This window comes from Nitrospirota bacterium (assembly GCA_016194305.1).
Lineage (GTDB): Bacteria > Nitrospirota > Nitrospiria > JACQBW01 > JACQBW01 > JACQBW01.
On record JACQBW010000004.1, the window covers coordinates 1 to 25969 of the forward strand.

Sequence of the window (25969 nt, forward strand, 5' to 3'; positions counted from 1 at the left end):
ATTATGAGAGTTTTGGGGATTGATCCCGGCACCCAACACACCGGCTGGGGTATCGTCGATGAAATTTCCAACCGCCTGAACTTTGAAGGAATGGGGGTGATTACCACCTCTTCCCGAATCACATTATCCAAGAAACTTAAAAGCATTCATGACGGCCTGGTGGAAGTCGTCATCCGTTTTTCTCCCGACGTGATTGTCGTAGAAGATACTTTCCTTTCAAAAAATATCCAGATTGCCTTTAAATTAGGCCAGGCGAGAGGTGTGGCACTACTCATCGGTGAACTTTATGCGCTTCAGGTTGCTGAATATACACCCACGCAGATTAAGCTCGCGGTAACCGGGTACGGGGCAGCCCACAAAACGCAGATTCAAATGATGGTGACCCACCTCCTGAAATTGGGAAGCCCGCCGGAATCGGACCATGCGGCCGATGCTTTGGCTGCAGCAATCTGTCATCATCATTCCGCCAAGATGATTGCGCGCCGACTTGGAGCCGAGGTTCAGAAAACATGATCGCATTCCTCAAGGGGGTATTAATTCACAAATCGCCGCAGATGGTCATTCTCGACGTCAACGGAGTCGGTTATCACGTCCAGACCCCCTTAACGACCTATTATTCCCTTCCGGACCTCCATGCGCCGCTTTCTTTTTTTATTTATACCCATGTCCGGGAAGATACGATAGGGCTTTATGGATTTCTGACCCAGGGCGAGCGAGAGCTATTTACCCTTCTGCTGGGCGTTTCCGGCATTGGACCCAAATTGGCGATGACGATCCTCTCAGGCCTATCTCCACGAGATTTGATACTTTCTGTTCAAAACGAGGACATGGCGAGACTCAGTTCGATTCAGGGGATTGGAAAAAAGACAGCGGGGAGAATGTTGTTAGAACTCAAAGAGAAAGTGTCGGTGCTGGCTGGAGGGTTTCAGCCATCGAATGAGCCCCATGAATTAAAAGAACCGGAATGGAAAAATTCGAAACTGGATGAAGTGCTCTCAGCCCTCGTGAATTTGGGATATAACCGGGTGGTCATCAAGCCAAGAATTGAATCGGTTTGCAAGGAAAGTCCGCAGCTTCCGCTTGAGGGATTGATCAAGGAATCTCTAAAGCTACTGGTAAGGAGCTAGCAGCAACGGGTAAGGGTATCATTTATGGATGAAAGAGTTCTGCAGCGGGAACCGATAGACGACGAAATCAGATTGGAACAAAACCTTCGTCCGCAAACCTTGTCGCAATATGTCGGACAGCAGAAGGTGAAAGAAAACCTTTCTATCTATATCGAGGCGGCCAAAAAGAGAGGAGAGGTTCTCGACCATGTCATATTTTATGGGCCTCCCGGGTTGGGGAAAACGACGTTGGCCCATATTATCGCAAGAGAAATGGGGGTCAATATAAAGGCCACTTCCGGACCGGCCATCGAACACCAGGGGGATCTGGCTGCGATTTTAAGCAATCTTTCAGACAACGACATCTTCTTTATCGATGAGATTCATCGCCTGACTCCGACGGTTGAAGAAATACTCTATCCGGCAATGGAGGATTTTCAACTAGACCTGATTATCGGGCAAGGGCCTTCCGCGAGAACTATTAAACTCGATCTACCGAAATTTACCCTGGTGGGCGCAACAACTCGTGCAGGGTTAATCACTTCGCCTCTGAGAGACCGGTTTGGCGTCGTTCAGCGCCTGGAATTTTATACTTCAGCAGAACTGGCCACGATTATCAGACGTTCTGCATCGATATTAAATGTCGACATAGACGAGGCAGGGTCGTTGGAAATTGCGGCCCGCTCCAGAGGAACGCCGAGAATTGCCAATCGCATTTTGCGTCGGGTGAGAGATTACGCCGAGGTCAAGGCAAAAGGGGTGATTACACTTGAAGTGGCGAAAGAGGGTCTCGAGCTACTTGAAATCGATGACAGGGGCTTGGATGCCATGGACCGCAAGCTGCTTCGAATGATAGTGGAAAAGTTTGGTGGCGGCCCCGTTGGGGTGGAAACACTGGCGGCGGCTATGAATGAAGAAAAGGAAACTCTGGAAGATGTTTATGAGCCTTACCTGATTCAAAACGGATTTATTGACCGGACGCCGCGAGGAAGAATGGCGGCTGATGCGACCTACCAACTTTTTGACCTAAAAAAGGGCTCGCCTCCGTTCGAGGGCCAGCCCAAACTCCTGTAAGTCACCCCGGATCGACGCAAGCCCCTCTAGACAAATTCAGCGAACGATGTGAGCGAGAGGGGGAGGCTCCGTCCGGCTTTGCCGGTGGAGGGGGCGACGCAAGCCCCTCTAATAGATTGCCATTTCAATAACCAGTATCACCACCAGTCCCACAACCAGGTTGGCAATGGTCAAATTTCGCATCGAAGGAAGGAGATCTTCGATTGCTTGAAAATGTTCCCTGGCCTTTCCTGGTTCCGGATTTTTTAGGAGGGCCCGGTAGTGAATCCGCAGGTCGAAAAAAAAGCCGAAAAACAGGACTCCGAACAAAATGAGCATCAATCCAACAAGCATAAACTTAACCAGGAGAATCATGCCGAGCCGCGAACCCAGGGAGACTTTCTGATCCACTAATACTCGGATCAGCATATCTGACCCGGAAATTATGAGAAGGGTGATGGATGACCAGGTCATCATCAGAAATCTTCGGATGACGGGAAAAAGGAGAGGGAGCCGTGCGGGAAGGTCATGGACCTTTAAAAAAGGCTGGAGCGCGATCAATTGAAACATCATCCCGCCGACCCAGGTGATCACTCCCAAAAAATGAAGCCATCTCATGACGGCGTCGAGACTCAGCATGTTGCCCCCATTTGAAAGATTAGTGATGAGAGGAATTGATCAGGTTAAGAAATTCTTCCCGGGTCTTATGATCCGATCTGAAGGAGCCGAGCATTGCGCTGGAAACCGCAACCGTGTTTTGTTTTTCAACACCCCGCATCATCATACAAAGGTGTTGGGCCTTCATCACGACTCCCACGCCGACGGGGGAGATGGTTTTCTGAATTGCATCGGCAATCTGTTTGGTTAACCGCTCTTGCACCTGGAGCCGCCGGCTGAATACTTCGACAATTCGAGGGAGCTTGCTCAAACCGATTACCTTTTGCGTTGGGATATAGGCGACATGGCATTTGCCAAAGAAAGGAAGAAGGTGGTGTTCACAGAGAGAGTAAAAGTCAATATCCTTGACAATCAGCATCTCTTCATAGTCAATATCAAAAAGCGCATCATTGAGTATCTCGTTTAAATCCTGTTTGTACCCCTTGGTTAGAAAATCGAGTGATTTCTGAACCCGGTCGGGCGTTTTCAACAAACCATCCCTTTTCGGATTTTCTCCTATCAGCTCTAATTGTCTCCGAATGAGTCTCTGCATTTCGATTTCGGGTGAAGTGTTTTTTATCTTTTTCGGCATGAAAAAGTGGACCTCGTTATGAATTAGATCTTATCCGAAATATTCAAAATAGTTGTCACGGGTTTCAATCAGTTTAAGCTTATAGAGGCGGTTGGAAAGCGAAGGAAAAAGACGGTTCCAAACAATGACCAATATATTTTCAGCTGTAGAAACATTTTCTTTAAATTCATCAAAATCCTGATCAAGATAGTGATGATCATACCGGTCTGAAATATCTCGTCGGATAAACTGATGGGATTTTTCGATCCCTAGCAGGCTTCCGGTTTGGGGATCGGGAGGTCCTTCCAAAGTGACGTAAAGGACATAGTTATGGCCGTGACTATTTGGATTGTTGCATTTTCCGTAGATTCTTCTATTTTCGGCGTCAGAAAGCTGTTTGGAATGAAGTCGATGCGCAGAGGAAAAGCGAAAGACCTGAGTATGATAGACCAGAGAAGGGGCGACGGGTTTTATTTTTGACGAGAGATGATAATCGGCGAAACTCTCTTCATTTTCGTAAAGCCGTACTCGGGAAAGGCTTAGATCCCGGTTTCTTTCCTGAAAAAGATCGCCCAAGGTGTGAGCAATGTGATCCACAGTCGGAAGTTTTTCTTTAAAGTAGGGGAGATCAAGATTCAAATGCCGATGGTCAAATTCCTCCAGAAGGTGGAGCATTCTTTCTTTCAGTTCAACCGTGTTGATGACCATTCCTGTTACCGGATCGATCGCACCTTCCAACGTGAGCTCGAGCAGATAGTTATGTCCATGGGTATTCATCTCTTTACCAAATTGGGACAAATTCATTTCCTTCTCTTGCCTGGGGTCCGCCAAAAAATGAGAGGAAGAGAACTCGATTCTCTTTGTAATATAGAGTAATCCCATCGGCTTCGACCCTCTTAGCCCCAGATTCCGTCGGGGACTTTCAGCCTTTCGACCGGTTTTCCCTGTTGAATATGTTCTTTCACAATCGTTGCGACATCCTCTGCAGAGGTGACCTTTTGATACCAGGTAGCGTCGGGATAGACAATGACGAGCGGACCGAGAGGACAGGGACCGATGCAGGTCGAACCGGTGACAATCACTTCACCAAAAAGGCTATTATTTTCAATTTCTGACATAAAATGGGTTAAAAGCTGATTGGACCCTTTTTCTCCACATGACCCTCGGGGGTGCCCCGGGGGACGGTTATTGGTGCAGACCAGTACGTGGTGTTTTGGTTTAGGCATAACAAAACTCCTCTTATTTGAAATTCATCGTGTCAAAAGTCAGTAAACATCCATCATATCTTGATCAATGAAATGAAGTCAATTTCAAAACCGGCTACTTCAGGCTTTCAAGTACTTCTTGAATATGATCATCGACCTTCACTTTCCTAAAGATTGCCCTCAATTTTCCGTCGCCGTCAATGACAAACGTCGATCGCTCGATTCCCCAATATTTCCTGCCATACATATTTTTCTCTTTATATACGCCATATTTTTCTGATACGGAGTGATCCTCATCCGAGAGGAGAGGAAAGGTCAGGTTGTATTTCTTGATAAACTTCTGATGGGAATCGAGAGAATCATTGCTGACGCCTAAAATGATTGCCATATTCTTCTTAAATTTGGGAAGTTTATCTCTGAAACTGCAGGCTTCCTTGGTACAACCGGGTGTATCGTCTTTCGGATAAAAATAAAGGATGACGTTCTTTCCTTTTAGCGAATTGAGACTGATCTTCTCGCCAGAGGTGGATGGGAGGTTAAATTCGGGGGCTTTGCTTCCAACCTGAAGTTCGTTTTCCATGGACAATTCTCCTGGGGTGACGATCAAATGATCAATGAACTGATTAAGTAAATCGGACTAAATGAGGAGGTGATTTCTGATTCTTTTTAAAAAATGTTCTCCTGCCTGAACAAGTCTAAGAACTTCGTCTTTAGAGGGCAAAATTCCATTTTCATTTTTATTTTTCACATTAAAAATAGATTCAATCTCTTTTTCCCAGTCAATGGGTTCTTTTTCGTCAGCCTTTCTAAATAGTCCTCTTCTTAGAATGTGGGTCATGAAGGCATTTTTTAGTTCAATATGACTGCGGCAATGAATGTCCTGGCCCAATAGAATCGCTTCTATGCCATAATAGTATAAATTATAAAGACTGTTTAAAAGACTTCTCGTTTTCCCATCTTTAGAGAGGAGTTGAACCTCTTGAAAAGATTCTTCCGCCATCTGAAGTGAAAAAAGGACTTTTTCGGTCGCAACCATATCCCTAAGCTAACATAGACATTAAATCGGGTTCCAGACAAATGAAAAATAGAAGCTATTTTCAGGAAACAGGCGTCTTGTCTCCCAGAACAAATTGGTTAAACTCTTCCAATTGAGAGAGGCTGGTGACATCACTAATCTGGTCGACAAAGAGGCGTCCGTGAAGATGGTCAATTTCATGCTGAAGGATGACCGCGAGAAAAGTATCGGTCAGAATTTCTACAGGTTCGCTGTGTCGATCCAGCGCCTTGAGAGCCACTTTTTTTGAACGGTTGACCTTTCCTCTGAGATTATCAACACTTAAGCAACCTTCCCATCCTTCTATTTTTTCAGACGAGAGATAGGTGAACAGGGGATTGACCAGGACCAGAAGAGAGATTTCGGGGGCATCGGTGTAGCGGGGATTGAAGTGAGATTCTATAACGACCAGCTGTTTGGAGACCGAAACCTGAGGTGCAGCAAGTCCCACGCCATCCTTTAACCGCATGGTTTCAATCATATCGTCGATAAAGAGTTGAAACGATTCGGACAAAAGCTCTTCTTTTGACACCGGTTCAGAAATTTTTCGCAGAACCGGGTTTCCTAATTTAGCAATAGGTAATACCGCCATGATCCCCTTATTTAGGTCACAATTTCAATTTTATCATAATCTGAATTGTATTGACAAGGAGGGACAGCTTTGATACTTTTTACCGCTTAACCAGTTAAGCGCCCTGGCCGTTTTCAAACGATCAGGGTCATGCCGAGATAGCTCAGTAGGTAGAGCAGAGGCCTGAAAAGCCTTGTGTCGGGTGTTCGATTCACCCTCTCGGCATCTTTTTTTCCGGGTGAATCCAACCTGTTCGACTCTCCGGGGAGCTTACCGACTCGCGTCCGCGCACAAAACTGTTGTGCACTTATTCGTGCCAACGTCCGCCCTTCTTGCTTTAGAAACACGACCCCGTGTCATTTAGAAAGCTGTAGTAAACCCTAATTCAATATGGTCTGTATTTTCAGGATGAATGATTGAAGTATCTTGTATGTCCCGGGTAAATTCTAGAAATAATTTTAAATTTCGGAGAAAATAGTAAGTCGCGTTAGCTGTTAGGGTATGAATGGTTAGCTCCGGTTTTTCAGTCACTTGCACCCGGTTATACAACAAAACCCCTTTCCAATCATTGCTGAAGTGGTAAATTCCTTCCACAAATCCCCCTGTAATACTCAAGACATTCGTAGGATTAGGCAAAAAATCAGGATTGTCATCATTTCCAAACAGCCATTGGGCCTTAAGGTCCAGCGGAATTCTCCATTGGCTAATACGAATATCAGGGCCCAATCGGTAAAAGTGATTTTTAATTTTGGATGTTAAATCTTCATCTTCACCGTAAAAACCATAAAATCCAACTGAAAAGGGATCATATTTGACTTTAAACCTGACATACGGGTCTTTAATACTATTGTTATCAAATTTTCCATTGGTATCGGGTTCGATCCCATTCCCGTTCACCAGACCGAGGCCCAACTCAAACCATCTTGGAGCGTAAGTAATCTGTACCCCGCGCTGATAGGTTAAATCAAACAGGCTTGCACTGACTTGCGTCGTATAAATCGCAATATCTTCGATCGTGAGTCGTAGTTCTCGCGAAAAAACTGGATCTGCAACCTGATATTGTCCAAACATCAAGTCAAGAGGATGGCCTCCTATATCGTTAAAGAAAAGGAAAGCGTCTTCAAGTCCCACGACTCTTCCATTTTCATTAGCCAGGAAATAAGAATAAAAAGTAATATCCTTACTCAAATAACCGTCCATAAATAGTTTTAAAACGTTTGGGGCCTCAAAATCAGACCGGGTAGTGCCGGAGTTTTGAAGAGAGAAGACACCGTCCGCTCTGACGGCAAAATTGACGTTCGGATCGAGAAAAAGTTTCTTATCCCCTGTATCTAATGCCCCTTCTTCAACATTTTTTCCCGGCATTTGGTAACCATTATCCCTAAAGCGTTCCCCAAAATCATTTAAATTGGGGAATCCTTCATGGCACATGCCACAACCTACCCCAAATTTTCTTGCAAAACCTGGATTCGCAGAAGCTGCCGAAACAAGAACCAGCAACAAAAAGAGAAAAATAAGAAGGGAAGATACTTTTTTCATAAATATGACCTTGCCATTGATCCAATCATCCTGTTTGCCTTTATTATGGTTTATTGTTAACACAACTGGCTACTCGATATCCACTTGCATTCATTCTTAATTTGGCCCTGATTCCAAAAAACCGCACGCTTGTCATGACCAGCTCCCTACAGATTTGTACCTGGACCGGGCCGTCCAGGATCTTGTAAAAATCTTCCCAAAATAAAGAAACTTTAGGAAATTATCTGTGTTTAAACCACAAGTATATCTTATGGAAAGATATTGATCTTGCAATTTACCGATTAAATCATTGGAGAGTGGATAAAAATGACCCCAAAAATGTCTTGGACTAAATGGATTGCGATTTTCTTAATCATGACGCCGCTTCTGGCGCTTGCAGGTTGTGGCAAGTCAGACGACGGTACTGGCAGCGTTAGCGGCGTCATCACCGACTCCAGCGGAGCACCAATTGGAGGAGCCACTGTTGTCGCTGGAACCAGTTCTCCTACCGCGATCACCGATAAAGATGGAAATTTTACTCTCTCGGGAATTCCGGACGGCACCACGACGATCAATGTGATCTCTCCCGGATATAACACGAATAACGTTACGGTGGTGGTTTCGGAAAATAGAACCACGACATTCGCCCATCCTATCCAATTGCCGGATGTGGATGACTTTGGAAATGCTCCGGTCATTACCAATGCCAGCGCATCGTTCAGCGGCGGCGTATTTGCAGTTACGGCGACCATCAATCCGACGAACAATTGTCCTATCAATGCTTGTATCATCAGTGATGCAAGGGCGGAACTGGTCGGTTATGGTGTCGGGACCAAATTGAGTCATGGCGGCAGCGGATCTATTTACACAGGGAATATTACCTTGCCTGCCGGATTTTCCGGACCCTCTGCGTTAATTAAAATATTTGCGATTGATAACGCTGGAAGGGTTGGCGCGTCGCTCGTCATCGTATCAGTCCCGGGTGCATCCGGTGCGGGAAATTTCACTTCCTCAACGATTAACGGGAACTGGGGGGGGAGTGCGGAGTACCACCGGGAGGCATTCGGAGGTGATGATCGAATGGGAGATAGAAGGAGAGCGAACCTGAGTTTTACAATTTCTTCGGGTACAAATTTTACCGGAAAATCAGCGATTATTGATATGGAAAGATTTTTTGCAGGTGCCCAGTGGGGCATTGTGACCAGCAGTTTCAACGGGACTTCAACTCTGATTGATTCGAATCTTGGAATCTACCAACTGACCTCCTCTTATGCCTTGAGTACGAATCGAACGCTTGACATGACGATGACAGGCAAACTTGATTCTGCAACGAATCCAGCCTATTTTGTCGGTTATTTCCAGGCGACGATAACGGATGCGACTCCGCATCCGGTCATTCATATCTTCGGACATTTCGAACTGGATAAAGGTCTGAACTGGGGCACATCAGATCTTGGTGGCGATTGGGTCTGGTCATCGTTTATCAGGACCAGTTCATTCAATCTAACTTATGCCAGTCCCTTTCAGTATAACAGTGCCTTCGCGTTAGACGGCACTTCAGGAGATATCACTCCGGTAGATTCCGGGAATGAGACTCTCTACGCGACCACCTATACCCTGGGCACTTCAACTCCTGTTACGGTTACCGATACCAGCCTAGGAGAATTTCACGGTGTGATGTTTTCGTCGACCGATGGCGTGAATCGATCCATAACAGGCTTGCTGGGTCCGGCAAAAAGACATGTTTTAGGGTTTGAAGTGACCTCAAGAGCCAACCAGACAGCGCGTGGGACATTCTGGGGAAGCAAGATTGCCACGCCCCCTCACTATGCCACTTCAGATTTCGCGGAAAAACGGCAGGATGGTGTTTTAATAGGTTCTATCTGGAGAGGATTCTATTATGTCTCAGGGTCTGCCACAAACAATCACATTGGAGCAATCTGTTATCTGAGTTTGAGGGCCGATTCCACCGGAAATATCGTGGGCGGAAAAATATTGCCCCTACTTTTAGGTTCTTGTCCCACGGTCACCCATTTTACCGGCGGAACTTTGGCTTTCACCGATATGACGGATGGCCGGATAAGCGGGACAGCGAACGACGTCGCCACCACCTTTCACATTGCGCCGGCAAGTCCGAGAAATGCATCCATGGGGGTATACAAAGAAAGGCTAAGCGGTGATTTCTCGGTCAATAACGGCGGAACCGATACCGGTTTCTTTTTCTTGCAAAGGGCATTAATTGAAATTGAGTAGCGGTTCTATTTACGATAGATCAATCGCTGATCGGGGCCCTCTGGAAGAGGTCCCCGTGATCGGAACGCGTTTTGCCAAGAGGGATATTCTTTCAAAGATTATTTTTTTAAACTTAGAGAAAGTGAGAATGTTGTTTTCTGATTGGATACGACAGTTACTTCCCTTTCCTGATCGGAAAAGGCCTCGTGCCAGATTTTGATTTTATATTTGCCAGGCGGAATATTGGAAATATCGAAATTGCCATTTTCATCCGTCATGGCAAAGTAGGGATGCGAAAAGACGAGGATATTGGCTCTCATAAAGGAATGGGCATTGCATTTGACATTGATCACTCCCTCGTTTTTGATAAGCGGTCTTTTGATAGAATTGACCGAAGGAGGAAGGGCCACGCTTAAGAGTGTGAATCCGTCCTGGTTCAGATGAAACATCGTATTATGGATGATCGGATCTGAATTCTTCAGTTCATAAGCGTCTCCGACCATTGCGATCTGAATGCGGGGAACAAAGCGGCATTTCGAATTATCAACGACGATCGTTGCCGGATCATGTCTTTTGCCAAAAGCGACATTTTCAAGACTGACAACGACATTCTTGATTCCATGGGATTCGGGATTGACTATTAAAGATTCATCCTCGACGGTTGCCCCACAATATTCCATATTCCGGTTGACTTTGAGTCGTGAATTGGAGGATAGCTCTCCTTTGAATTGAATGACTCCGGTTAATTCTCCGCTGACGTCGCTGATATTTACTTCGTAGCCCCACGCGGCAGGAGCTGAAATACAGGCCAGAATTAACCCTGTTCCTAATATCCACAAACCTGATTTTTTCACCATGGGGACTTTCTCCATTCACCTATCATCGAAGCCTTACCATCCGGCATCCATCCCGAACACAATTTTCTGATTCCCTTTCCCCCCCACGGTTTCAGCAAATGAGGAGGCGTTATAATAACTTCCATAACTGTCCGAAAAAGAAAGTGTGACCTTCACATTCTGCATCAGCTCATAGGTTGCTCCAACCATCAGGTCGTTATCTGTTGCGTTCGTTCCTGACACAGGCGTTCCCAGAACTCCGGGCGCTGTAGAAGGCCCGGTTTCATTGACGCCGCTGTTGGCAAAGCGAACACCCAATTGAACGGTCGCCTTGCCGGGGAGAACACCCAGTTCGGCACCGAAATTGATCGAGGAGCGGTCCATCGACCCTCCGACATTTGCTGACTGGTCATTGAATACATTTTGGACCGGATCGAGCGGGTCGCTTCCTCTGGCTTTGGCAAATGAAATGACAAGAGTCAGGGGGAATCTTTCGACATCGTGAAGAAACTGGGCGTCCAGGGCGAAGGCCTCTGTGAGAATCGAAGGGGCGCCAAGCGTTGTGACTGCGCTTGATCCAAACCAGATCTGGGTGCCAAACCCGATGTCCCAGTTTGAAACGAGACCAGGAGGTGTCGCCGCGAGTCGGATGTAATTGGAGGTCGGGTTTCCGTTAGTCCCTCCGGCCAGATGAGACGGCTGCCATTTCGTAAAATTAATAAAGCCGTATTCGTGGCTTGCAATGAGTGCAATGCCGCTTGCAGCGATATTCACACCGGATAATGCGTTAGTGGCACGGGCGCTCTTTGGGGAATTGACTGCGACATATTGCTGAGCTGAAAAAGAGGGGAGATCTGACTGGTTAAAGGTATGGGTGGCCACCGCGCCGGTATTCAGCAATTCAAATCCGTATCCCACCCCGGCATATCCTTGAGCATACGAAAATGGAACGGCTCCGGCATTAAAATCTCCTAGATTCAAAATGATCGGAAGCTTAAATCCGCTCAAAGCGCCATTTCCGGATGTACAGGCGGCATCCAGACAGGCGCCTGCCAGAAATCCGATATTGGAACTGACGCGTCCTCCCAGGTTGAGGCGAATGGACTGCGGAATGGATAGGAGACCGTCATTGGTACTGTCTGCGGGAACTTTGCCGGCTGCCGGAGCCGCGTTGGTTCCGTTCGTTCTTTGATAGTTTACGGATGCCGAAACCGATGCGTTTAAGACCATGGGGATTGAAAGATGGTTTTCACCTTCTATCGTCTGGGAATTCTCCCCGACCATAGTAAACCCCTGAGACTTGAAATCGCGGCCATATTTGTTTAATACAGGATAGTGTTGAAAATGGCAGGTTTTACATTCCAGATTGGTCTGTCGGGCAAATGCCGGAATCGCATTTGCTTCCTCTGGCCAAAGCGGGACCGTGATTAAGAGCGCCAATGAAAGAAAGACCCATTTTATCATAGTAACCATAAAACCCTTTCTTAAATAAGAAAATCGCCTAGTTAAATTAAATGTAAACAATTTTTCTGATTTGTCAAATGACCAACCTTAGAAAAAGTGGCCGAACAGACTAATTATCCGCATAATAACCAAAGATTCTTCCCTCATCGAATGTAATCTGGTCGAATTCACCGTCGGGCCCAATGGGTAAATTCGGGATATGACATTCCTCTTCGGTTTCAGAGACGACTCCTCCTTCCCTAATGACCGTGATTTCTACCCATTCGTCATCAAATAACTCGAATATTCTCATCCTGACCATTTCTGACCCCCTGAATTGGGGGAAACCCAAATTTTGCCCTCAATGTTAGATCCTGAATATGTAGAAAACCTGGCGCAGAATAGCATATTTAAAGGTACATTTCTACAGAGTAACGATGAATGACATTTTGCCGTAACACCTTAATTTTTAAGCAAAATCCACCTTCTGGCTCGACTTGACAGAAATCAAATTCCTGCTACCTTTTAAGATAAGCAGAACGGAATCTAGAAAAGAGTAAACCAATCGAAAGATTGGGGCACAAAGCTTCAAGGCTTCCCTCCCCGGAAAAGGAGAGGATGCCAGTTGGGCTGCCTAGATCATCGACCCATGACATTTTCCAATCAATGGATCAGGCGGCCCATCTCCTAGGTTTCAGGAAATGGGTTTTTTTTTGGCATTCATTAACGAGATGAGTTTATTAATCAAAGGAGATTGAATATGAAGATTGAACAGAATCGATGGAAGCCGGATAAGGGCTGGCAATCAGGAGAACCTGGAACGCTGGGAAATTCAGCCCACATGGTCTTAGTCTTTGGGTCAAGAATGGCATTAAGAAACCGGGATCTCGTCGAAAAAATCCAGAAATCTTATCCCAGGGCCCAGATACTCGGCTGTTCCACAGCAGGAGAAATTTGTGGTACGGAAGTCTCAGATGACTCTTTGGTTATGACCGCTGTTCGATTCGACCACACCGAGATAAGAGGGGCAAAAGTAAATATTGACGGAAGTGGAAACAGTTTTCAATACGGGGAAAGACTTGCCCAGTCTCTCCAAAAAAAGGGATTGAGACACGTATTTGTCATTTCGGAAGGATTGAATATCAGTGGAAGCGAACTTGTGGACGGCTTGTCAAAACATCTGCCTCCCCATGTCACCGTGACCGGCGGACTTTCGGGAGACGGTGCGCTTTTCAAAGAAACGATTGTCCTCTGGAATGATTCTCCAAAACAAGATGTTGTCGCCGTCCTGGGCTTTTATGGCGACCGATTAAAGGTGGGGTACGGAGCGATGGGAGGATGGGATCCATTTGGTCCTGAGAGGCTTATCACCCGGTCGAAAGGGAATGTTTTATATGAAATCGATGGAAAATCAGCTCTCGATCTTTATAAGAATTATCTTGGAGAACATGCCAAGGGACTTCCGGGAACGGCACTCCATTTTCCGTTGAGTCTTCGAAAAACGGAAGGGAGCAACAGTGTCGTCAGAACGATTTTGTCCGTCGACGAACAGGACAGGAGCATGATCTTTGCGGGTGATGTCCCACAGGGAGTCAATGCACGGCTCATGCGAGCAAATTTCGAACGGCTGATCGATGGTTCGGCCGATGCCGCAAGAACCAGTTACGAAGCGATGGGGGCATCGGTTCCTGAATTGGCACTTCTCATCAGTTGTGTCGGTCGAAAACTGGTACTCAAGCAGAGAACTGAAGAAGAGGTGGAAGGGGTGCGGGAAGTAATGGGTGATCAGACCGTACTGGCCGGGTTCTATTCCTACGGTGGCATTTCGCCTTTTGCACCGGAGACAAAATGTGAATTTCATAACCAATCGATGACCATCACAACTTTTTCAGAAAATTAATGATGGAAAATGTACATAGTCTACTCAGGCGACAGTTAAAGAGGTATTTTCGCGGGACCTCGTCTGTACCCCAGGAACTATCGCAATTTACGCAGGCGATTAATGAAGCCTATAAACAGTTTGACGAAGACCGGATTCTGTTTGAGCGATCGCTTGAAATCAGTTCGAGAGAGCTGTTTCAAGTTAATTCCTATCTGCAAGGGATTATTACCAGCAGCGTCGATGGCATATTTGCATTCGACCAAAAATTTCACATTACCGTATGGAATCCAGGCATGGCCACGATTACCGGCATGAGTACGGTTGAAGCGCTCGGTCAATATGCCCCCGATCTGCTCCCTTTTTTCAAAGACTCCATCGGGCTGGATTTCTTTCTGGTTCGCGAGAGAAATCGAAACGTCATCCCGAACGACAAACAGTATATTCTTTCGAAGTCGGGAGAAAAAATATTTATTGAAAGCCGGCATTCTTTTCTAAAAAACCAGTCCGGCGATGTTCTGGGCGGAATTTCAATCATCAGGGATGTCACCGATCGGCGCCACTCCGAAGAGGAACAAAAACAGACTCTTTCTTTGCTGAATGCCACGCTGGAATCGACAACTGACGGGATCTTGGTGGTCGATAAAGAAGGGAAAAAAATATTAAAATATAATGAACAGTTTTTGAAATTGTGGAATATTCCGGAGTGCGTCCTTCAAAAAATTCGAGAAACTTTCGACGACCGGCCGTTATTGGCCCATGTCTCGTCCCAGATTAAAGATCCCGTCTCATTCTTCAAAAAAGTCATGGATTTATACAGCCATCCGGAAGAAGAGAGTTTTGATACCCTGGAATTGGCTGATGGAAGAATCTTCGAACGATATTCAAAACCTCAAAGGGTCGGAGAAAAGAATATCGGACGGGTCTGGAGTTTTCGAGACGTAACCCGGAGGAGAAAAGATGAAGAAAGACTCAATTATCTCGCAAACTTTGACTCCTTGACGGCCCTTCCTAACCGGACACTGTTTCATGACCGGCTTGGGCAGGCGATTTCAAGGGCTTCATGGAACAAACGTGCAGTGGCCGTTCTCTTTCTTGATCTGGACCGATTTAAAAACATCAACGACACCTTTGGGCACACTTTCGGTGACCTGTTGTTGAAAGCCGTGGCGGAACGATTGCGAAAATGCATCCGGGATGGCGACACCGTGGCCCGATTGGGAGGAGACGAATTTGTGATCATTCTTGATGATCTTGCCACGCCGAATCACACCCTTTTTATCGCCGAGAAAATTCTCTCCGGCCTGTCAAAACCCTTTGTCTTACAGGACCGGGAACTCTACATTACCACAAGTATCGGAATTGCGATTTATCCGAATGACGGCGATCATTACGAAATGTTGATTCGAAATGCCGATACTGCCATGTACCGGGCCAAAGAGCAGGGTAAAAACAACTACCAGATCTATTCTCCTGAACTCAATGAAAAAGTCTCCGAACGACTGGCTCTTGAAAATAGTCTTCGCCATGCAATGGAAAGGGATGAGTTTCTGCTTTATTATCAACCTAAAATAGACCTGATTTCCGGAAAGATTATCGGTGTTGAGGCGCTCATCCGCTGGTTAAGTCCGGTGAATAAACAAATTGTACTGCCCGGGGAATTTATCTCGCTTGCGGAGGAGATAGGGTTAATCTTGCCGATGGGAGAGTGGGTCTTACAGGCGGCTTGTGCTCAGAACAAGGCCTGGCAAATGACTGGACTCACTCCGATCGGCATGGCCATAAATATTTCAGCAACGCAGTTTCAACAACAGAATCTTTCGGAAATGATTTCCAATACCCTGAAGGAGAGCGGATTGGATCCAAAATATCTCGAACTTGAAATTACCGAAAGTACGATTATGAAAAGCGCGGAAAACGCTGAAATGACACTGAAGAGACTTGACGAATTGGGAATCGATATCTCAATCGACGATTTCGGAACCGGTTATTCCTCGCTCGGTTATCTGAAGCGATTCCCTGTTTCGACTCTAAAAATAGATCGAACTTTTGTTCGGGATATTTCTACCAATTCCGATGATAAAAGATTGGTCGGAGCCATTATCACCCTTGCTCACAGTCTAAAGTTAAAAGTCGTGGCTGAAGGGGTGGAAACAAGAGAACAACTCCATTATTTGCAATCTGTAGGTTGTGATCAAATCCAGGGCTTTCTCTTCAGCAAACCACTCTCCGGGAAAGAAATGACCCAGCTGCTCATTCAGAACAGACCTTTGAGATAAATTCCATTTTATCGCCGATTTTCCCCATTTTTTGGTATAATAAATCATTTTTTATATTAATGATAATGATCCAGGCATATTTTTATTGTCTCGGTTATTTCAACAGGATGTGAATGGATCCATATCAAAATAAGCTCTGATGTAATAGGGTTTGTCAATTTCGCAAATTAAAAGGGAAAGAGCCAAAATGTCTCCCCGTTCAAAAGGGCTCAAAAAGGATAAGAAAATTCGAAAATTCAAAGAACGTAAAGATGACGAACGGCTTCGTCAGATTTTTCGTATCTCGGGAATCGGAATATTTGATCACGATCATCTGAGCGACTCATTCCACTTTTCTGAGGAACTTCGGGCGATTTTCGGTTGGGACACCCAAGAAAAAGCGACGCTGGAAAAGATGATGGATCAGATTCATCCCTCAGACCGAAAACGGGTGGCAGCGGCGGTAAAAAGAGCAGAGGATCCGTCAGGCGATGGAAAATTGGAACTCGATCACCGGATCTTGATAGATAAAAGGGTCGTCCGTTGGATAACGAGGCGTTCACAAACGTCTTTTAAAGAAAAGAGGGGCACTCGTTTTCCTGCTCGAACCGTGGGCGCTTTTCTGGATGTCACCGAACGGAAAAGAATGGAGGAGGAATTATTAAAGATTCAAAAGCTTGAATCGCTGGAGGTGATGGCAGGAGGCATTGCTCATGATTTTAATAATGTCTTAACGGGTATTATGGGCAATCTTTCGTTAGCCCTCTCGTGGGGTTCTCTGAATGACGAGACTCTTACCCGGTTAAAATCGGCTGAAAAAGCCTCTCTCCGGGCCAAAGAGCTGGCTAACCAGCTTTTGAGTTTTTCTAAAGGAGATCCTCCCTCTAAGAAACCGACTTCAATGAGAGAAATGTTGGAGAATTCCGTTCGTTTTGCGCTAACAGGAACCCGGATCGTCACCCGGTTTTCTATTGATAAGAATCTCTGGACAGTCGAAATCGACGATGGACAGATCCACCAGGTCATTCAGAACCTGGTCATAAATGCCTTGCAGGCAATGCCGCAAGGGGGAACCCTTCAGGTTTCGGGAAAAAACATCCAGGTCATGAAAGATCGGGACGAAACGAAAGCTTTAAAGGAAGGGAAATATGTCAGAATATCTTTTAAAGATTCCGGAATAGGCATCAAGAAGAGTCATCTTTCAAAAATATTTGATCCTTATTTCACAACCAAACTCAAAGGAAGCGGTCTGGGTCTCTGGATATCTTATTCAGTGATCAGGAGACATACAGGTTTAATTACAGTCGAGTCAAGTCCAGGAAAGGGAACCACCTTTCACATTTATCTCCCTGCGTCGACCAAAAAGCCATTGGCAAAAAAGGAGATTGAAGAGCTCAAGAAAGGGAAGGGAAGAATCCTTGTTATTGATGATGAAGAGAGCGTTCTCGACGTTGCGGGAGAGATGATTCGAAACCTCAAATACAGCGCGGATAGGGCCATAACCGGAACGGAAGGACTACAGAAGTATGTAGAAGCACGGGAGGGGGGAGAACCGTTTGACCTGGTCATGACTGACCTGACGCTTCCCGGGGGGCTATCAGGCCTTGAAATACTTAAGCAATTAAAGGGGCTGAATCCGAATGTCAAAGTAATCGTATCAAGCGGTTACTCGAATGACCCGGTGATAGAAGGTTTTCAGCAGTTCGGATTCGACGGTTATATTGCCAAACCCTACCGGATTTATGAACTGAGCAGGACGCTGGACCTGGTGCTCAATTCTGAATTACCCAACCCTTTGATCTAGACCGGGTCAACATCTTCTTTTTGAAGTTTATCCAGAACGGAATAAAGGTCGGAAAATTGAATTGAGTAGTTGAATGTTTCAATCATTTTAAGATTGGAGACTTTTTGACCAGCGGAAAACTCTTTCGAGAGGGGAGGAACTGGAATATGCCAACGGGTCCGAGCCGTTTCGACGAGGTCTGAAACTTTAACCGGGTTTCCATCGCTGACATTATAGACGTCCCCCGGTTTTCCCCGGCTCAATGCGAGGAGCGAGAGTGCGGAAAGATCTTCCACATGAATTAAATTGATGAATCTCGGAGAATGTTTCAGACGACCTTTTCGTATCCAGTCGACCGGGTTCCGGCCAGGTCCATAAATCCCTGCAGAGCGAAGAATGATTCCATTTAATTTTTCCCGGAGAAGTCCTTCTCCGATAATACGGGAGTCTTTCGGATTCACCGGAGAATTTTCATCAACCGTAATGGATTCCTTGGAAGAGCCTTTCCGGTAGGCAGAGGTACTCCCAATAACGACCAATCGATTAAACCGGTCCCCTTTTTCTACGATGAATTGTTCGATCCTTTCGGGTGAATTTGCAGGAAAAGTCCAAATGACATCCCCTTTTTCAGGCAGACTATCCCAGCTCTTGGGATTTTCAAGATCAAACCAGATCCGGTTTCTTGCGTGGAATGATTGTAGATGAAATGCGGGATTCCGGCTGGTGATTAAAAGAGGTCTGGAGAATGGGACGGCCTGATGAAAAATCACCTTTCCGGTAAATCCGCCCCCCAGGATCACTAAAGGCAGAGACGAAGTCTTCATGTGAATCAAGCCTATCACATTTCAATTGCCATGCAGTAAAAAAAAGGCACCTCAAGGGAAGGTCGAGGTGCCGATCACTCTATCGTTATAGAGCTGAATTTACTTCTTGGCGTGAACAGTTCTCCTGTCGTGTCGCAGATCCCTTCTGTCAGTACGGCGATCATGACGATCGTGACGAAGATTTTTTCGATCGGCATGAAGATCTCTCTTATCAGTCCGAACTTGAGCCCGGGCTTTTTCCGCGCCCGCCTTGTCTCCTTCTCTGTTTTCAGCGGCAAGTTGACGACGATCTTGTCTCAAGGCCTGTTTGTCCTGAACAATCTCCTTCTTATCCTGCCGGATATTCTCCCTATCTTTTCTTACTTCCTGACGATCTTGTTTGACCTCGCCCTCCGCACCCATGGCAGGCAGAACACCCAATCCGAGAATAGCACCTAAAGCGACTGTTATGGTGAAGTTTCTAATCATAGAACTGCTCCTTACAAAAAGGTTATCCTAAATGTCAAAGTGCTTATTTTGTTCTTAAATTATACCCCGGAAATTCAGGTCGTCAAACCTCCTTGAAGTTCTTTTCGAAATCATTGTAAAGTGATATTCTGGTTTTCCATTCATTCAGACCCTTAACCATTCCGAGCGATAAATGTCCTCAATACCACCTAAGGATAATTCTCTTCAGTTTCCTCATTTTATAGTACTTAAGGCCTCTGCGGGTTCCGGAAAGACCTATGCCCTGACCCGAAGAATAATTCAATTTCTTCTCTTTGAGAAAATTCCGCGAAATCAGCTGAAAAATATACTTGCTGTAACCTTTTCGAATAATGCCGCAAAGGAGATGAAAGAAAGGACGCTGAGTTGGCTTAAAGAAATCTATTTCGGAAATAAAAAGAAGCTGGCCGAGTTGTCAGATGGAACTCCCGCTCGGTGCGAGGTAATGCAAGAGCGGGCCGGCAGATTAATCGAGGAAATCCTGGGCAATTTTGCAGATTTTCAGATCAAAACGATCGATAGCTTTATGACCACTGTCTTTAAATCTTCCGCGATTGATTTTGGATACAACGTTGATTTTGAAATTCTGATGGACAATCGTTCTCTCATGGAATATGCATTCGAGCTTTTCCTGAGAAACGTCAGGGAAGGGAGTCCGGAAGCAGCCGCGCTGGAGGAGATTGTGGACTCACTTCTTGATTTCCAGAAAGAAGACGGAGCCTTTCTTTGGATTCCTTCGAAACGCCTGCTGGAAGAAAGCCGAAAAGTTTATCGTAAACTTTCTTCGGAGAGTAAAGAGGTGGAAATTGAAGAATTTGAATACGAACTGAAGAAATTACGAATCGATATCTCCCATTGCGTCGAAGAAATCGAGCGTGAAATTGAACAGTCTGGATTGAAGAGACACGGACAATCGGGCTACCTGGCCGTATTAAAGCAGGTTCGGCAACGAAGATTCCAGGATCTGGGCGGAAAGCCCTATCGGGTTCCTCCTGTTTCGAAACCTTCCAACGCGGAAGAAGAGAAGAATCGCAAGTCCCATGAAAAGATTTTAGGGCAATGGAATCAATTTCGAGATCTGGCAAACAGATTAACCGTCATTTCATGCCGCTCAAAATACAATCCTTATATCAAAACCTATCTTGCTTTTACCCGCCATCTCGACAACGCCAAAAAGCGGCAAGGCAAAATATTTATTGAAGATATCAATCATGATCTTTCGAAATATCTCAATGAACAGATCGTTCCGGATATCTATTTTCGCATGGGGGAGAGGATATATCACTTTCTGATCGACGAATTTCAAGACACTTCACCCGTTCAATGGAAAAATCTCTTTCCTTTAATAGAAAACTCTCTTTCGCAGGGCGGGAGTCTGTTTCTGGTGGGAGATACGAAACAGTCCATCTATGGTTTTCGGAACGCCGACTACACCATAATGAAAGATTTGGAACTTGTTAATCCTTTTCCGTCCGCGGCACACGAGGTCCGGGAACTCAATATCAATTACAGAAGTAAGAAGAAGATTCTTGAATTTAATGAAAATATATTTAAGACCCGTCTTTTGCTGAATTCTGATTACTATCAGGCAGGCAAAAGAAGCGGTTTAACGGATTATGTGCAAGAAGCAGAACAGAATATTGACAACGACGGATATGTGGAAGTGTCTCTTTTCGAGGTGAGCGAAGAGGTTGAAGCCGAAAAGGAGAAAATACAGGAAAAGATCGTCGATTTGCGTTTGAGAGGCTACGGTTACAGAGACCTGGCGATTCTGACTCAAACCAACGAGCATGCGGTTAGAGTCACCTCGTGGCTGAATGAAAAGGGAATTCCTTTTATTTCGTACAGCAGTCTCGATATCCGAAGAAGAAAAGTCATTGGGGAATTGATTGCCCTGCTCACATTTTTTGACTCTCCCACGGATCATTTCTCCTTTGCAAATTTTTTACTCGGAGAGATATTCGCGACCCTGCTCCGGCGCGATTTTCCGGACTTCGATCCGGCGCAGCTCAGGAATTTCTGTTTTGAATACAAAATGCGCTCTCCTCTTTATAAGGGATTTCAGGAAAGATATCCCTTTCTCTGGAAAAAGTATTTTGAGACCCTTTTAAAGGTTTCGGGATTTCTTCCGCTCTATGACCTGGTCACGGAGATTTATTCCATTTTTGAACTTTTTCAAAACAAGCCGGGAGAAGAGGCTGCGCTCATCAAATTTCTTGAGGTGGCCAACGAATTTGAAAAAAAAGGGACAAACCACCTTTCCGATTTTCTGGCCACCACCGATGAGAACGACAATGGAAATGACAGTTGGGAGCTTTCCGTACCTAAGAATTTTGAAGCAGTGAATGTGATGACCATCCATAAGGCGAAGGGACTTGGTTTTCCGGTAGTGATACTTCTCCTTTATGAAGTTAAGAATAGAGGATTTGAATTTATTCTGGAAGAAGTGCCAGGGGCTATTCATCTTCTCAAAATCAACAAAGGAGAGGCTCTCTGCGATGAGACGCTTCATGCACTCTACGAAAAGGAGCAGGTTCGGGAATGGGTGAACCGTCTCAATACGCTTTATGTGGGACTGACTCGGCCAGAACGGGAACTTCATATTATGGGCATGTTCAAAAAAAAGGAGAATTTCCCTTTTTTTCTCTTTCCGTCAGGAGAACGTCCGCCTGCTCCAAACCCGGTTTATCTTTCCGAAACGGTCGGGGAAATGTCACCGGTGGAAATTCGATCGATTCAATACGGGGAAAGGAAGCGGGAGTTTCCGCTAAGCCACGCACGGTTCGTCGCTCCCGAGGAGAGAAAACGTGGCGAATGGATACACAGGATCCTCTTTGACATCCATGACCTCGAAACGGATATTCGGGCACAGGTGCGAAATATCATCGATAGAATAAAAGAGGAGACCCATGAGGCTTATTATGATCCGGAAATCGAACGACTGATCGAAACGCTTATGATGAATCGGCACATAAATCCGTTTTTTACATATCTTCCCGGGAGAGTGATCAAAAATGAGCAGGAATTTGTGGATGCGTCAGGACGGCTTTTGAGAATGGACAGGGTTGTGGTGGATCTGGACCGGGTAACGGTAATGGAATACAAGACCGGAAGAGAAAAACGGGCTTACGAAAACGATAAAGACCAGTTAAAAAAGTATTTGAGGATTGCTCAAGAAATCTATCCCGATAAGGCGGCTGCCGGTCTGCTGATTTATGTCGACCGGAACGAAGTCGAAAAATTCGTATGAATATGAATCTGATCGTGACTCCCCGGGGAGCTGACCTGATTGAAACACTCTCCTCCCGGCTTGAAGGAATCGAGAAGGATTATTCCGAAACCCTTGTTGTTTTTCCAGGGAAGCGGCCGGCGCATTTTCTAAGGCGGGAGCTGGCCAGAAAATCCGGATCAAGCGTGATCCCGCCGCGTATCCTGTCAATTGATGAATTTATTGATTTCCTATGTGAAAAGGGGCGTCCGGTTAGGAAGCTGGAAATCCTGGATGCAGTCGCTCTTTTATATGAAATTCACAGGCATTCTGAAAATCAGATGGGGGGAGATAGTTTCGAAACGCTGGACCGTTTTTTTCCTTTGGGAATCAGAATTTACCATGATCTTGAAGAGCTCAGGATCGAAGACGTGCCGGCCGATAAGCTCAAGCACATCGAGGCCTTCCTGGAAGAAGGGGTCCCGAAGTTGACAGGAAAGCGACTCCGGTCGTTAACCTGGTTTTATGAAATTTTTTACAGAAGGGTCGAGTCAATCGGACTCATGACCCGGTCCGACAGGTACCGGTATGCCTTGGACACTTTCAGTCAGACCGCACTGAATCCATGGAGACAAATCGTGTTTGCTGGATTCTTTGCTCTGACTGACTCCGAAAAAAAACTCTTTCATGCACTTTTAAAACTCGACAATACCCTTTTCATTTTTCAGCAGGGTGCCGGATTATCAGAAAAACTAAAAGATCTCGGCATGAGTAACCCTCCCGATCAGGAGTCCGTTCCGGAAACGGAACTGTTTTTTTATAGTGCGCCTGATTCCCACGGCGAAGTGTTGACGTTGGGAAATGAACTTGACAACAGGATCAAGAACGGCTTCGCAGTTCCTGAAAGCACTGTTATCCTCCTCCCGTCCTCGGAATCTCTTTTTCCGCTCCTGCGGCAGGGCCTCTCACATTTGCCTGAAGATTCATTCAATATTTCTCTCGGCTATCCCCTGTTCCGGACACCGGTTTTTGGATTTCTCAATTCTCTCTTTGAACTCATCGTATCGATGGAAGGGGGAAAAATATATATTCCCGATTATTTGAAATTTGTCCTGCATCCCTATACAAAGAATGTCTTCTTTCACAGAAATTCTGAAATAACCCGCGTTTTTTTTCACACGGTAGAGGATCGGCTTTTAAAGAACAGATCTCAACTTTTTATTTCCCTTTCCGATATTGAGAACGACACGGTGGTTTTTTCAGAAAGTCTAAAAAAAATGACAGGCATCGAATTTCAGTTGACCGAGAAACAACTGAGGGATCATATCCGATGGATTCACCGGTCGACCATTGAAAAGTTTTTCTCGATTGAAAACATGTCGGATTTTGCGAATAAGGGGATAGAACTCCTTCTGTTTGTCTTTCAGCAGAGCCCTGCCAAACTTCACCCGCTCTTTCTTCCGTTTTCAGATTCATTGATCGACGCATTTGAAGCGATTTCGAAGTCGATGATGAGGAATTTCTCTTTTAGTGAGAGGACAAGTTATTTTGTTTTTCTTAGGAGGTATATTGCTTCCTGTCATACGCCATTTCCGGGAACCCCGCTTAAAGGTGTTCAGGTTTTGGGGGCGCTCGAGACCCGAAATCTCAAGTTCAAATCCGTTTTTGTACTGGATGCCAATGAAGAAGTGTTTCCCGAAACTAAAAAGGATGAGAGTCTGATCCCCTTTCGGGCGAGAGAGATTTTGTCCCTTCCGACTTATATTGATCGTGACAAGCTGACAGCCTATTATTTTGATGTTCTCCTGGGTGGAGCAAGTGACGTCCATCTGTTTTTTGTGGAGAATCAGAAAAAAGAGAAATCCCGATTTGTGGAAAAACTTCTTTGGGAAAAGCAAAAAAAAGAGAAAACCACACATCAAAATAAATTAGTCAAAGCGGTTCAATACCGCGTTGATCTGGAAAACAAAGAACCGGGTCCTATTCCGAAGAACAAGGAAGTGATCCAATATCTCAGATCATATGCCTATAGTGCAACCGCGCTTGATCGGTATCTGAAATGTCCTCTTAGGTTCTATTACGCGTCAGTGCTTGGATTGCGTCCCAAAGAAGAAATGTCTGTTGAACTTGAAAGGAACGAATTAGGAAGTTTTATTCATCTCTTGTTAGCCGATTATTTTCAAGGAAAAATAGGGAGAAAATTGGACGAGAAGGATCTGAATCGGGGAGAGATGGAAAGACTCATTAAAGACCGTTTCTCTAGTCAATATGGAAATGACATTTCAGGAGCCCGCTATCTTTTGAATCGACAGGTCAAAAAACATCTCATTGATTTTCTTGAGAATTACACACTTCCTCTCATCAAACGCAAGAGTGTTACCATTCTGGCATGCGAGGAGAACCTGAACGTGGAGTTTTCCTCGTATCGGTTGACCGGAAGAATCGACCGGATTGAACGGAGAAATGAGAAAACCGTGATCATCGACTATAAGACCGGATCCCAATCCGATCATTTAAAAATCGATCTAACACGCTTCGATTTGAATAGACGGGAGGATTGGAGCTACGCTATAGGGAGTCTGCAACTCCCGTTCTATATCCTTCTTTACAGTGAGAAGGAAAATAGAACAATTGAAAATCTTGAAGCGATGTATCTTCTCCTGGGTCGTTCCAAAATTGGATCGGAGATTGAACTCCCGTTGTTTAATGAAATTCCGGCGGCGGAGGTATTTAGGCTGCTTAAAACGGTGATCCTCGGGTTACTCCATGAAATTACCGATTCTTCTCTCCCTTTTTTCCCCACAACAGACAATAAAAAAAACTGCCCGGGTTGTGACTATCAAGCCCTCTGCGGTACGCAATGGATCGGGCGGTAGTCTGAATTAATCTTTTTCACTTTAATAATCTTCCATCGTGTCTTCACGAAGGAGTGCATCCATTTCATCAATCTCATTTTCCATCTGAAGGAGTTGGGTTACTTTTTTCTTGAGGGTTTCTCCCGTTTCCTGATTTTCCGCAAAAAGGAGGGCTTCCGTAAAAGAAGAGGCTGGCCCTAACGCGGCGTCAGGATAGACGCCCTGAATCCGTTCCAGCTGTTCGATCTGGGAGAATTGAATCCAAACCGCCGGCCGGATTTTCTTCTGCAGTGAAAATTCAAAATTTTCACGTTTTTGCTCAAAACGGTACCAGGACAAGCCTAGTTCATGCAGGGTTTCATTTTCATCCTTCGGGGCCACCTTTAAGGTCCAGACCAATTGAATGTCCATTGCCTATTCCTGATGTTCC

General features: G+C 45.4%; 23 protein-coding genes, 1 tRNA gene and 1 riboswitch. Of the genes, 10 read left to right on the forward strand and 14 right to left on the reverse strand.

Annotated features, from left to right (window positions below):
- The first annotated feature begins 3 nt into the window (after nt 1-3).
- The 3 genes from ruvC to ruvB are packed head-to-tail and all read left to right on the forward strand — an operon-like array spanning nt 4 to nt 2180.
- On the forward strand, nt 4-513 hold the full coding sequence (ruvC, locus tag HY200_01340; GenBank protein ID MBI3593581.1) for a crossover junction endodeoxyribonuclease RuvC: 510 nt from the start codon (nt 4-6) through the stop codon (nt 511-513).
- The gene (ruvA, locus tag HY200_01345) at nt 510-1127 is read left to right on the forward strand and encodes a Holliday junction branch migration protein RuvA (GenBank protein MBI3593582.1); all 618 of its coding nucleotides are present in this window, start codon (nt 510-512) and stop codon (nt 1125-1127) included. Before ruvC ends, ruvA begins: the two co-directional genes overlap by 4 nt.
- A gap of 24 nt (nt 1128-1151) precedes the next feature.
- On the forward strand, nt 1152-2180 hold the full coding sequence (gene ruvB, locus HY200_01350) for a Holliday junction branch migration DNA helicase RuvB (GenBank protein MBI3593583.1): 1029 nt from the start codon (nt 1152-1154) through the stop codon (nt 2178-2180).
- Nucleotides 2181-2288: 108 nt separating this feature from the next.
- Here the strand turns inward: ruvB and HY200_01355 are convergent, their stop codons facing one another.
- The 7 genes from HY200_01355 to def form a co-directional block, all read right to left on the reverse strand.
- Nucleotides 2289-2798, reverse strand: coding sequence for a hypothetical protein (locus HY200_01355; protein ID MBI3593584.1), 510 nt, complete (start codon nt 2796-2798; stop codon nt 2289-2291).
- Nucleotides 2799-2817: 19 nt separating this feature from the next.
- Entirely contained in the window at nt 2818-3408 is a 591-nt protein-coding gene (gene folE, locus HY200_01360; protein ID MBI3593585.1) for a GTP cyclohydrolase I FolE, read from the reverse strand.
- A gap of 30 nt (nt 3409-3438) precedes the next feature.
- Nucleotides 3439-4269 carry a 6-carboxytetrahydropterin synthase gene (locus HY200_01365; GenBank protein MBI3593586.1) on the reverse strand — a complete coding sequence of 277 codons (831 nt, stop codon included), beginning with the start codon at nt 4267-4269 and terminating at the stop codon, nt 3439-3441.
- Between the two features lie 14 nt (nt 4270-4283).
- Entirely contained in the window at nt 4284-4613 is a 330-nt protein-coding gene (locus HY200_01370; GenBank protein ID MBI3593587.1) for a (2Fe-2S) ferredoxin domain-containing protein, read from the reverse strand.
- A 94-nt stretch (nt 4614-4707) separates the two neighbouring features.
- Nucleotides 4708-5172 carry a thioredoxin-dependent thiol peroxidase gene (gene bcp / locus HY200_01375; protein MBI3593588.1) on the reverse strand — a complete coding sequence of 155 codons (465 nt, stop codon included), beginning with the start codon at nt 5170-5172 and terminating at the stop codon, nt 4708-4710.
- 57 nt (nt 5173-5229) lie between these two features.
- Nucleotides 5230-5628 (reverse strand): hypothetical protein, encoded by a 399-nt coding sequence (locus HY200_01380; GenBank protein ID MBI3593589.1) that lies wholly within the window; start codon nt 5626-5628, stop codon nt 5230-5232.
- Between the two features lie 61 nt (nt 5629-5689).
- Entirely contained in the window at nt 5690-6238 is a 549-nt protein-coding gene (def, locus tag HY200_01385) for a peptide deformylase (GenBank protein ID MBI3593590.1), read from the reverse strand.
- Between the two features lie 131 nt (nt 6239-6369).
- Here def and HY200_01390 point away from each other — a divergent pair.
- Nucleotides 6370-6442: transfer RNA gene (locus tag HY200_01390), tRNA-Phe, on the forward strand.
- Nucleotides 6443-6577: 135 nt separating this feature from the next.
- Here HY200_01390 and HY200_01395 read toward each other — a convergent pair.
- Nucleotides 6578-7756, reverse strand: coding sequence for a hypothetical protein (locus tag HY200_01395; protein ID MBI3593591.1), 1179 nt, complete (start codon nt 7754-7756; stop codon nt 6578-6580).
- 306 nt (nt 7757-8062) lie between these two features.
- Between HY200_01395 and HY200_01400 the strand changes: the two genes are divergently transcribed.
- Nucleotides 8063-9988 carry a carboxypeptidase regulatory-like domain-containing protein gene (locus HY200_01400; GenBank protein ID MBI3593592.1) on the forward strand — a complete coding sequence of 642 codons (1926 nt, stop codon included), beginning with the start codon at nt 8063-8065 and terminating at the stop codon, nt 9986-9988.
- Nucleotides 9989-10086: 98 nt separating this feature from the next.
- Here HY200_01400 and HY200_01405 read toward each other — a convergent pair whose 3' ends face one another.
- The 3 genes from HY200_01405 to HY200_01415 all read right to left on the reverse strand — a co-directional run bounded on the left by HY200_01405 (nt 10087) and on the right by HY200_01415 (nt 12568).
- Nucleotides 10087-10824 (reverse strand): carboxypeptidase-like regulatory domain-containing protein, encoded by a 738-nt coding sequence (locus HY200_01405; GenBank protein MBI3593593.1) that lies wholly within the window; start codon nt 10822-10824, stop codon nt 10087-10089.
- Between the two features lie 33 nt (nt 10825-10857).
- Entirely contained in the window at nt 10858-12276 is a 1419-nt protein-coding gene (locus HY200_01410; protein MBI3593594.1) for a hypothetical protein, read from the reverse strand.
- A 100-nt stretch (nt 12277-12376) separates the two neighbouring features.
- Nucleotides 12377-12568, reverse strand: a complete 192-nt coding sequence (locus HY200_01415; GenBank protein ID MBI3593595.1) for a hypothetical protein — start codon at nt 12566-12568, stop codon at nt 12377-12379.
- Between the two features lie 223 nt (nt 12569-12791).
- Nucleotides 12792-12884: riboswitch (cyclic di-GMP riboswitch) on the forward strand.
- Between the two features lie 122 nt (nt 12885-13006).
- Here HY200_01415 and HY200_01420 point away from each other — a divergent pair.
- The 3 genes from HY200_01420 to HY200_01430 all read left to right on the forward strand — a co-directional run bounded on the left by HY200_01420 (nt 13007) and on the right by HY200_01430 (nt 18187).
- Nucleotides 13007-14146, forward strand: coding sequence for an FIST C-terminal domain-containing protein (locus HY200_01420; protein ID MBI3593596.1), 1140 nt, complete (start codon nt 13007-13009; stop codon nt 14144-14146).
- A 2-nt stretch (nt 14147-14148) separates the two neighbouring features.
- Nucleotides 14149-16404 carry an EAL domain-containing protein gene (locus tag HY200_01425; GenBank protein MBI3593597.1) on the forward strand — a complete coding sequence of 752 codons (2256 nt, stop codon included), beginning with the start codon at nt 14149-14151 and terminating at the stop codon, nt 16402-16404.
- Between the two features lie 187 nt (nt 16405-16591).
- On the forward strand, nt 16592-18187 hold the full coding sequence (locus HY200_01430; GenBank protein ID MBI3593598.1) for a response regulator: 1596 nt from the start codon (nt 16592-16594) through the stop codon (nt 18185-18187).
- Here the strand turns inward: HY200_01430 and HY200_01435 are convergent.
- Entirely contained in the window at nt 18184-18990 is an 807-nt protein-coding gene (locus HY200_01435) for a hypothetical protein (protein ID MBI3593599.1), read from the reverse strand. The genes HY200_01430 and HY200_01435 overlap by 4 nt on opposite strands.
- A gap of 99 nt (nt 18991-19089) precedes the next feature.
- Nucleotides 19090-19458: a hypothetical protein gene (locus HY200_01440; GenBank protein MBI3593600.1), complete on the reverse strand. Its 369-nt coding sequence runs from the start codon at nt 19456-19458 to the stop codon at nt 19090-19092.
- Nucleotides 19459-19630: 172 nt separating this feature from the next.
- Between HY200_01440 and HY200_01445 the strand changes: the two genes are divergently transcribed.
- Both HY200_01445 and HY200_01450 read left to right on the forward strand, forming a co-directional pair.
- Nucleotides 19631-22726, forward strand: a complete 3096-nt coding sequence (locus tag HY200_01445) for a UvrD-helicase domain-containing protein (GenBank protein ID MBI3593601.1) — start codon at nt 19631-19633, stop codon at nt 22724-22726.
- On the forward strand, nt 22723-25560 hold the full coding sequence (locus HY200_01450) for a PD-(D/E)XK nuclease family protein (GenBank protein ID MBI3593602.1): 2838 nt from the start codon (nt 22723-22725) through the stop codon (nt 25558-25560). The genes HY200_01445 and HY200_01450 overlap by 4 nt, the downstream gene beginning before the upstream one ends.
- A gap of 21 nt (nt 25561-25581) precedes the next feature.
- Here HY200_01450 and HY200_01455 read toward each other — a convergent pair whose 3' ends face one another.
- Nucleotides 25582-25950 carry a hypothetical protein gene (locus HY200_01455; protein ID MBI3593603.1) on the reverse strand — a complete coding sequence of 123 codons (369 nt, stop codon included), beginning with the start codon at nt 25948-25950 and terminating at the stop codon, nt 25582-25584.
- Between the last annotated feature and the right edge of the window lie 19 nt (nt 25951-25969).

What these genes read in the sequence shown, in the direction of transcription:
- HY200_01455 (MBI3593603.1), bottom strand. Translation starts at nt 25,950, where the DNA reads ATGGACATTCAATTGGTCTGGACCTTAAAGGTGGCCCCGAAGGATGAA.
- HY200_01395 (MBI3593591.1), bottom strand. Translation starts at nt 7,756, where the DNA reads ATGAAAAAAGTATCTTCCCTTCTTATTTTTCTCTTTTTGTTGCTGGTT.
- ruvC (MBI3593581.1), top strand. Translation starts at nt 4, where the DNA reads ATGAGAGTTTTGGGGATTGATCCCGGCACCCAACACACCGGCTGGGGT.
- HY200_01445 (MBI3593601.1), top strand. Translation starts at nt 19,631, where the DNA reads ATGTCCTCAATACCACCTAAGGATAATTCTCTTCAGTTTCCTCATTTT.
- HY200_01440 (MBI3593600.1), bottom strand. Translation starts at nt 19,458, where the DNA reads ATGATTAGAAACTTCACCATAACAGTCGCTTTAGGTGCTATTCTCGGA.
- def (MBI3593590.1), bottom strand. Translation starts at nt 6,238, where the DNA reads ATGGCGGTATTACCTATTGCTAAATTAGGAAACCCGGTTCTGCGAAAA.
- HY200_01420 (MBI3593596.1), top strand. Translation starts at nt 13,007, where the DNA reads ATGAAGATTGAACAGAATCGATGGAAGCCGGATAAGGGCTGGCAATCA.
- HY200_01380 (MBI3593589.1), bottom strand. Translation starts at nt 5,628, where the DNA reads ATGGTTGCGACCGAAAAAGTCCTTTTTTCACTTCAGATGGCGGAAGAA.
- ruvA (MBI3593582.1), top strand. Translation starts at nt 510, where the DNA reads ATGATCGCATTCCTCAAGGGGGTATTAATTCACAAATCGCCGCAGATG.
- HY200_01370 (MBI3593587.1), bottom strand. Translation starts at nt 4,613, where the DNA reads ATGCCTAAACCAAAACACCACGTACTGGTCTGCACCAATAACCGTCCC.
- HY200_01355 (MBI3593584.1), bottom strand. Translation starts at nt 2,798, where the DNA reads ATGCTGAGTCTCGACGCCGTCATGAGATGGCTTCATTTTTTGGGAGTG.
- HY200_01435 (MBI3593599.1), bottom strand. Translation starts at nt 18,990, where the DNA reads ATGAAGACTTCGTCTCTGCCTTTAGTGATCCTGGGGGGCGGATTTACC.
- HY200_01365 (MBI3593586.1), bottom strand. Translation starts at nt 4,269, where the DNA reads ATGGGATTACTCTATATTACAAAGAGAATCGAGTTCTCTTCCTCTCAT.
- HY200_01425 (MBI3593597.1), top strand. Translation starts at nt 14,149, where the DNA reads ATGGAAAATGTACATAGTCTACTCAGGCGACAGTTAAAGAGGTATTTT.
- HY200_01415 (MBI3593595.1), bottom strand. Translation starts at nt 12,568, where the DNA reads ATGGTCAGGATGAGAATATTCGAGTTATTTGATGACGAATGGGTAGAA.
- HY200_01450 (MBI3593602.1), top strand. Translation starts at nt 22,723, where the DNA reads ATGAATATGAATCTGATCGTGACTCCCCGGGGAGCTGACCTGATTGAA.
- HY200_01410 (MBI3593594.1), bottom strand. Translation starts at nt 12,276, where the DNA reads ATGGTTACTATGATAAAATGGGTCTTTCTTTCATTGGCGCTCTTAATC.
- folE (MBI3593585.1), bottom strand. Translation starts at nt 3,408, where the DNA reads ATGCCGAAAAAGATAAAAAACACTTCACCCGAAATCGAAATGCAGAGA.
- HY200_01400 (MBI3593592.1), top strand. Translation starts at nt 8,063, where the DNA reads ATGACCCCAAAAATGTCTTGGACTAAATGGATTGCGATTTTCTTAATC.
- HY200_01405 (MBI3593593.1), bottom strand. Translation starts at nt 10,824, where the DNA reads ATGGTGAAAAAATCAGGTTTGTGGATATTAGGAACAGGGTTAATTCTG.
- bcp (MBI3593588.1), bottom strand. Translation starts at nt 5,172, where the DNA reads ATGGAAAACGAACTTCAGGTTGGAAGCAAAGCCCCCGAATTTAACCTC.
- HY200_01430 (MBI3593598.1), top strand. Translation starts at nt 16,592, where the DNA reads ATGTCTCCCCGTTCAAAAGGGCTCAAAAAGGATAAGAAAATTCGAAAA.
- ruvB (MBI3593583.1), top strand. Translation starts at nt 1,152, where the DNA reads ATGGATGAAAGAGTTCTGCAGCGGGAACCGATAGACGACGAAATCAGA.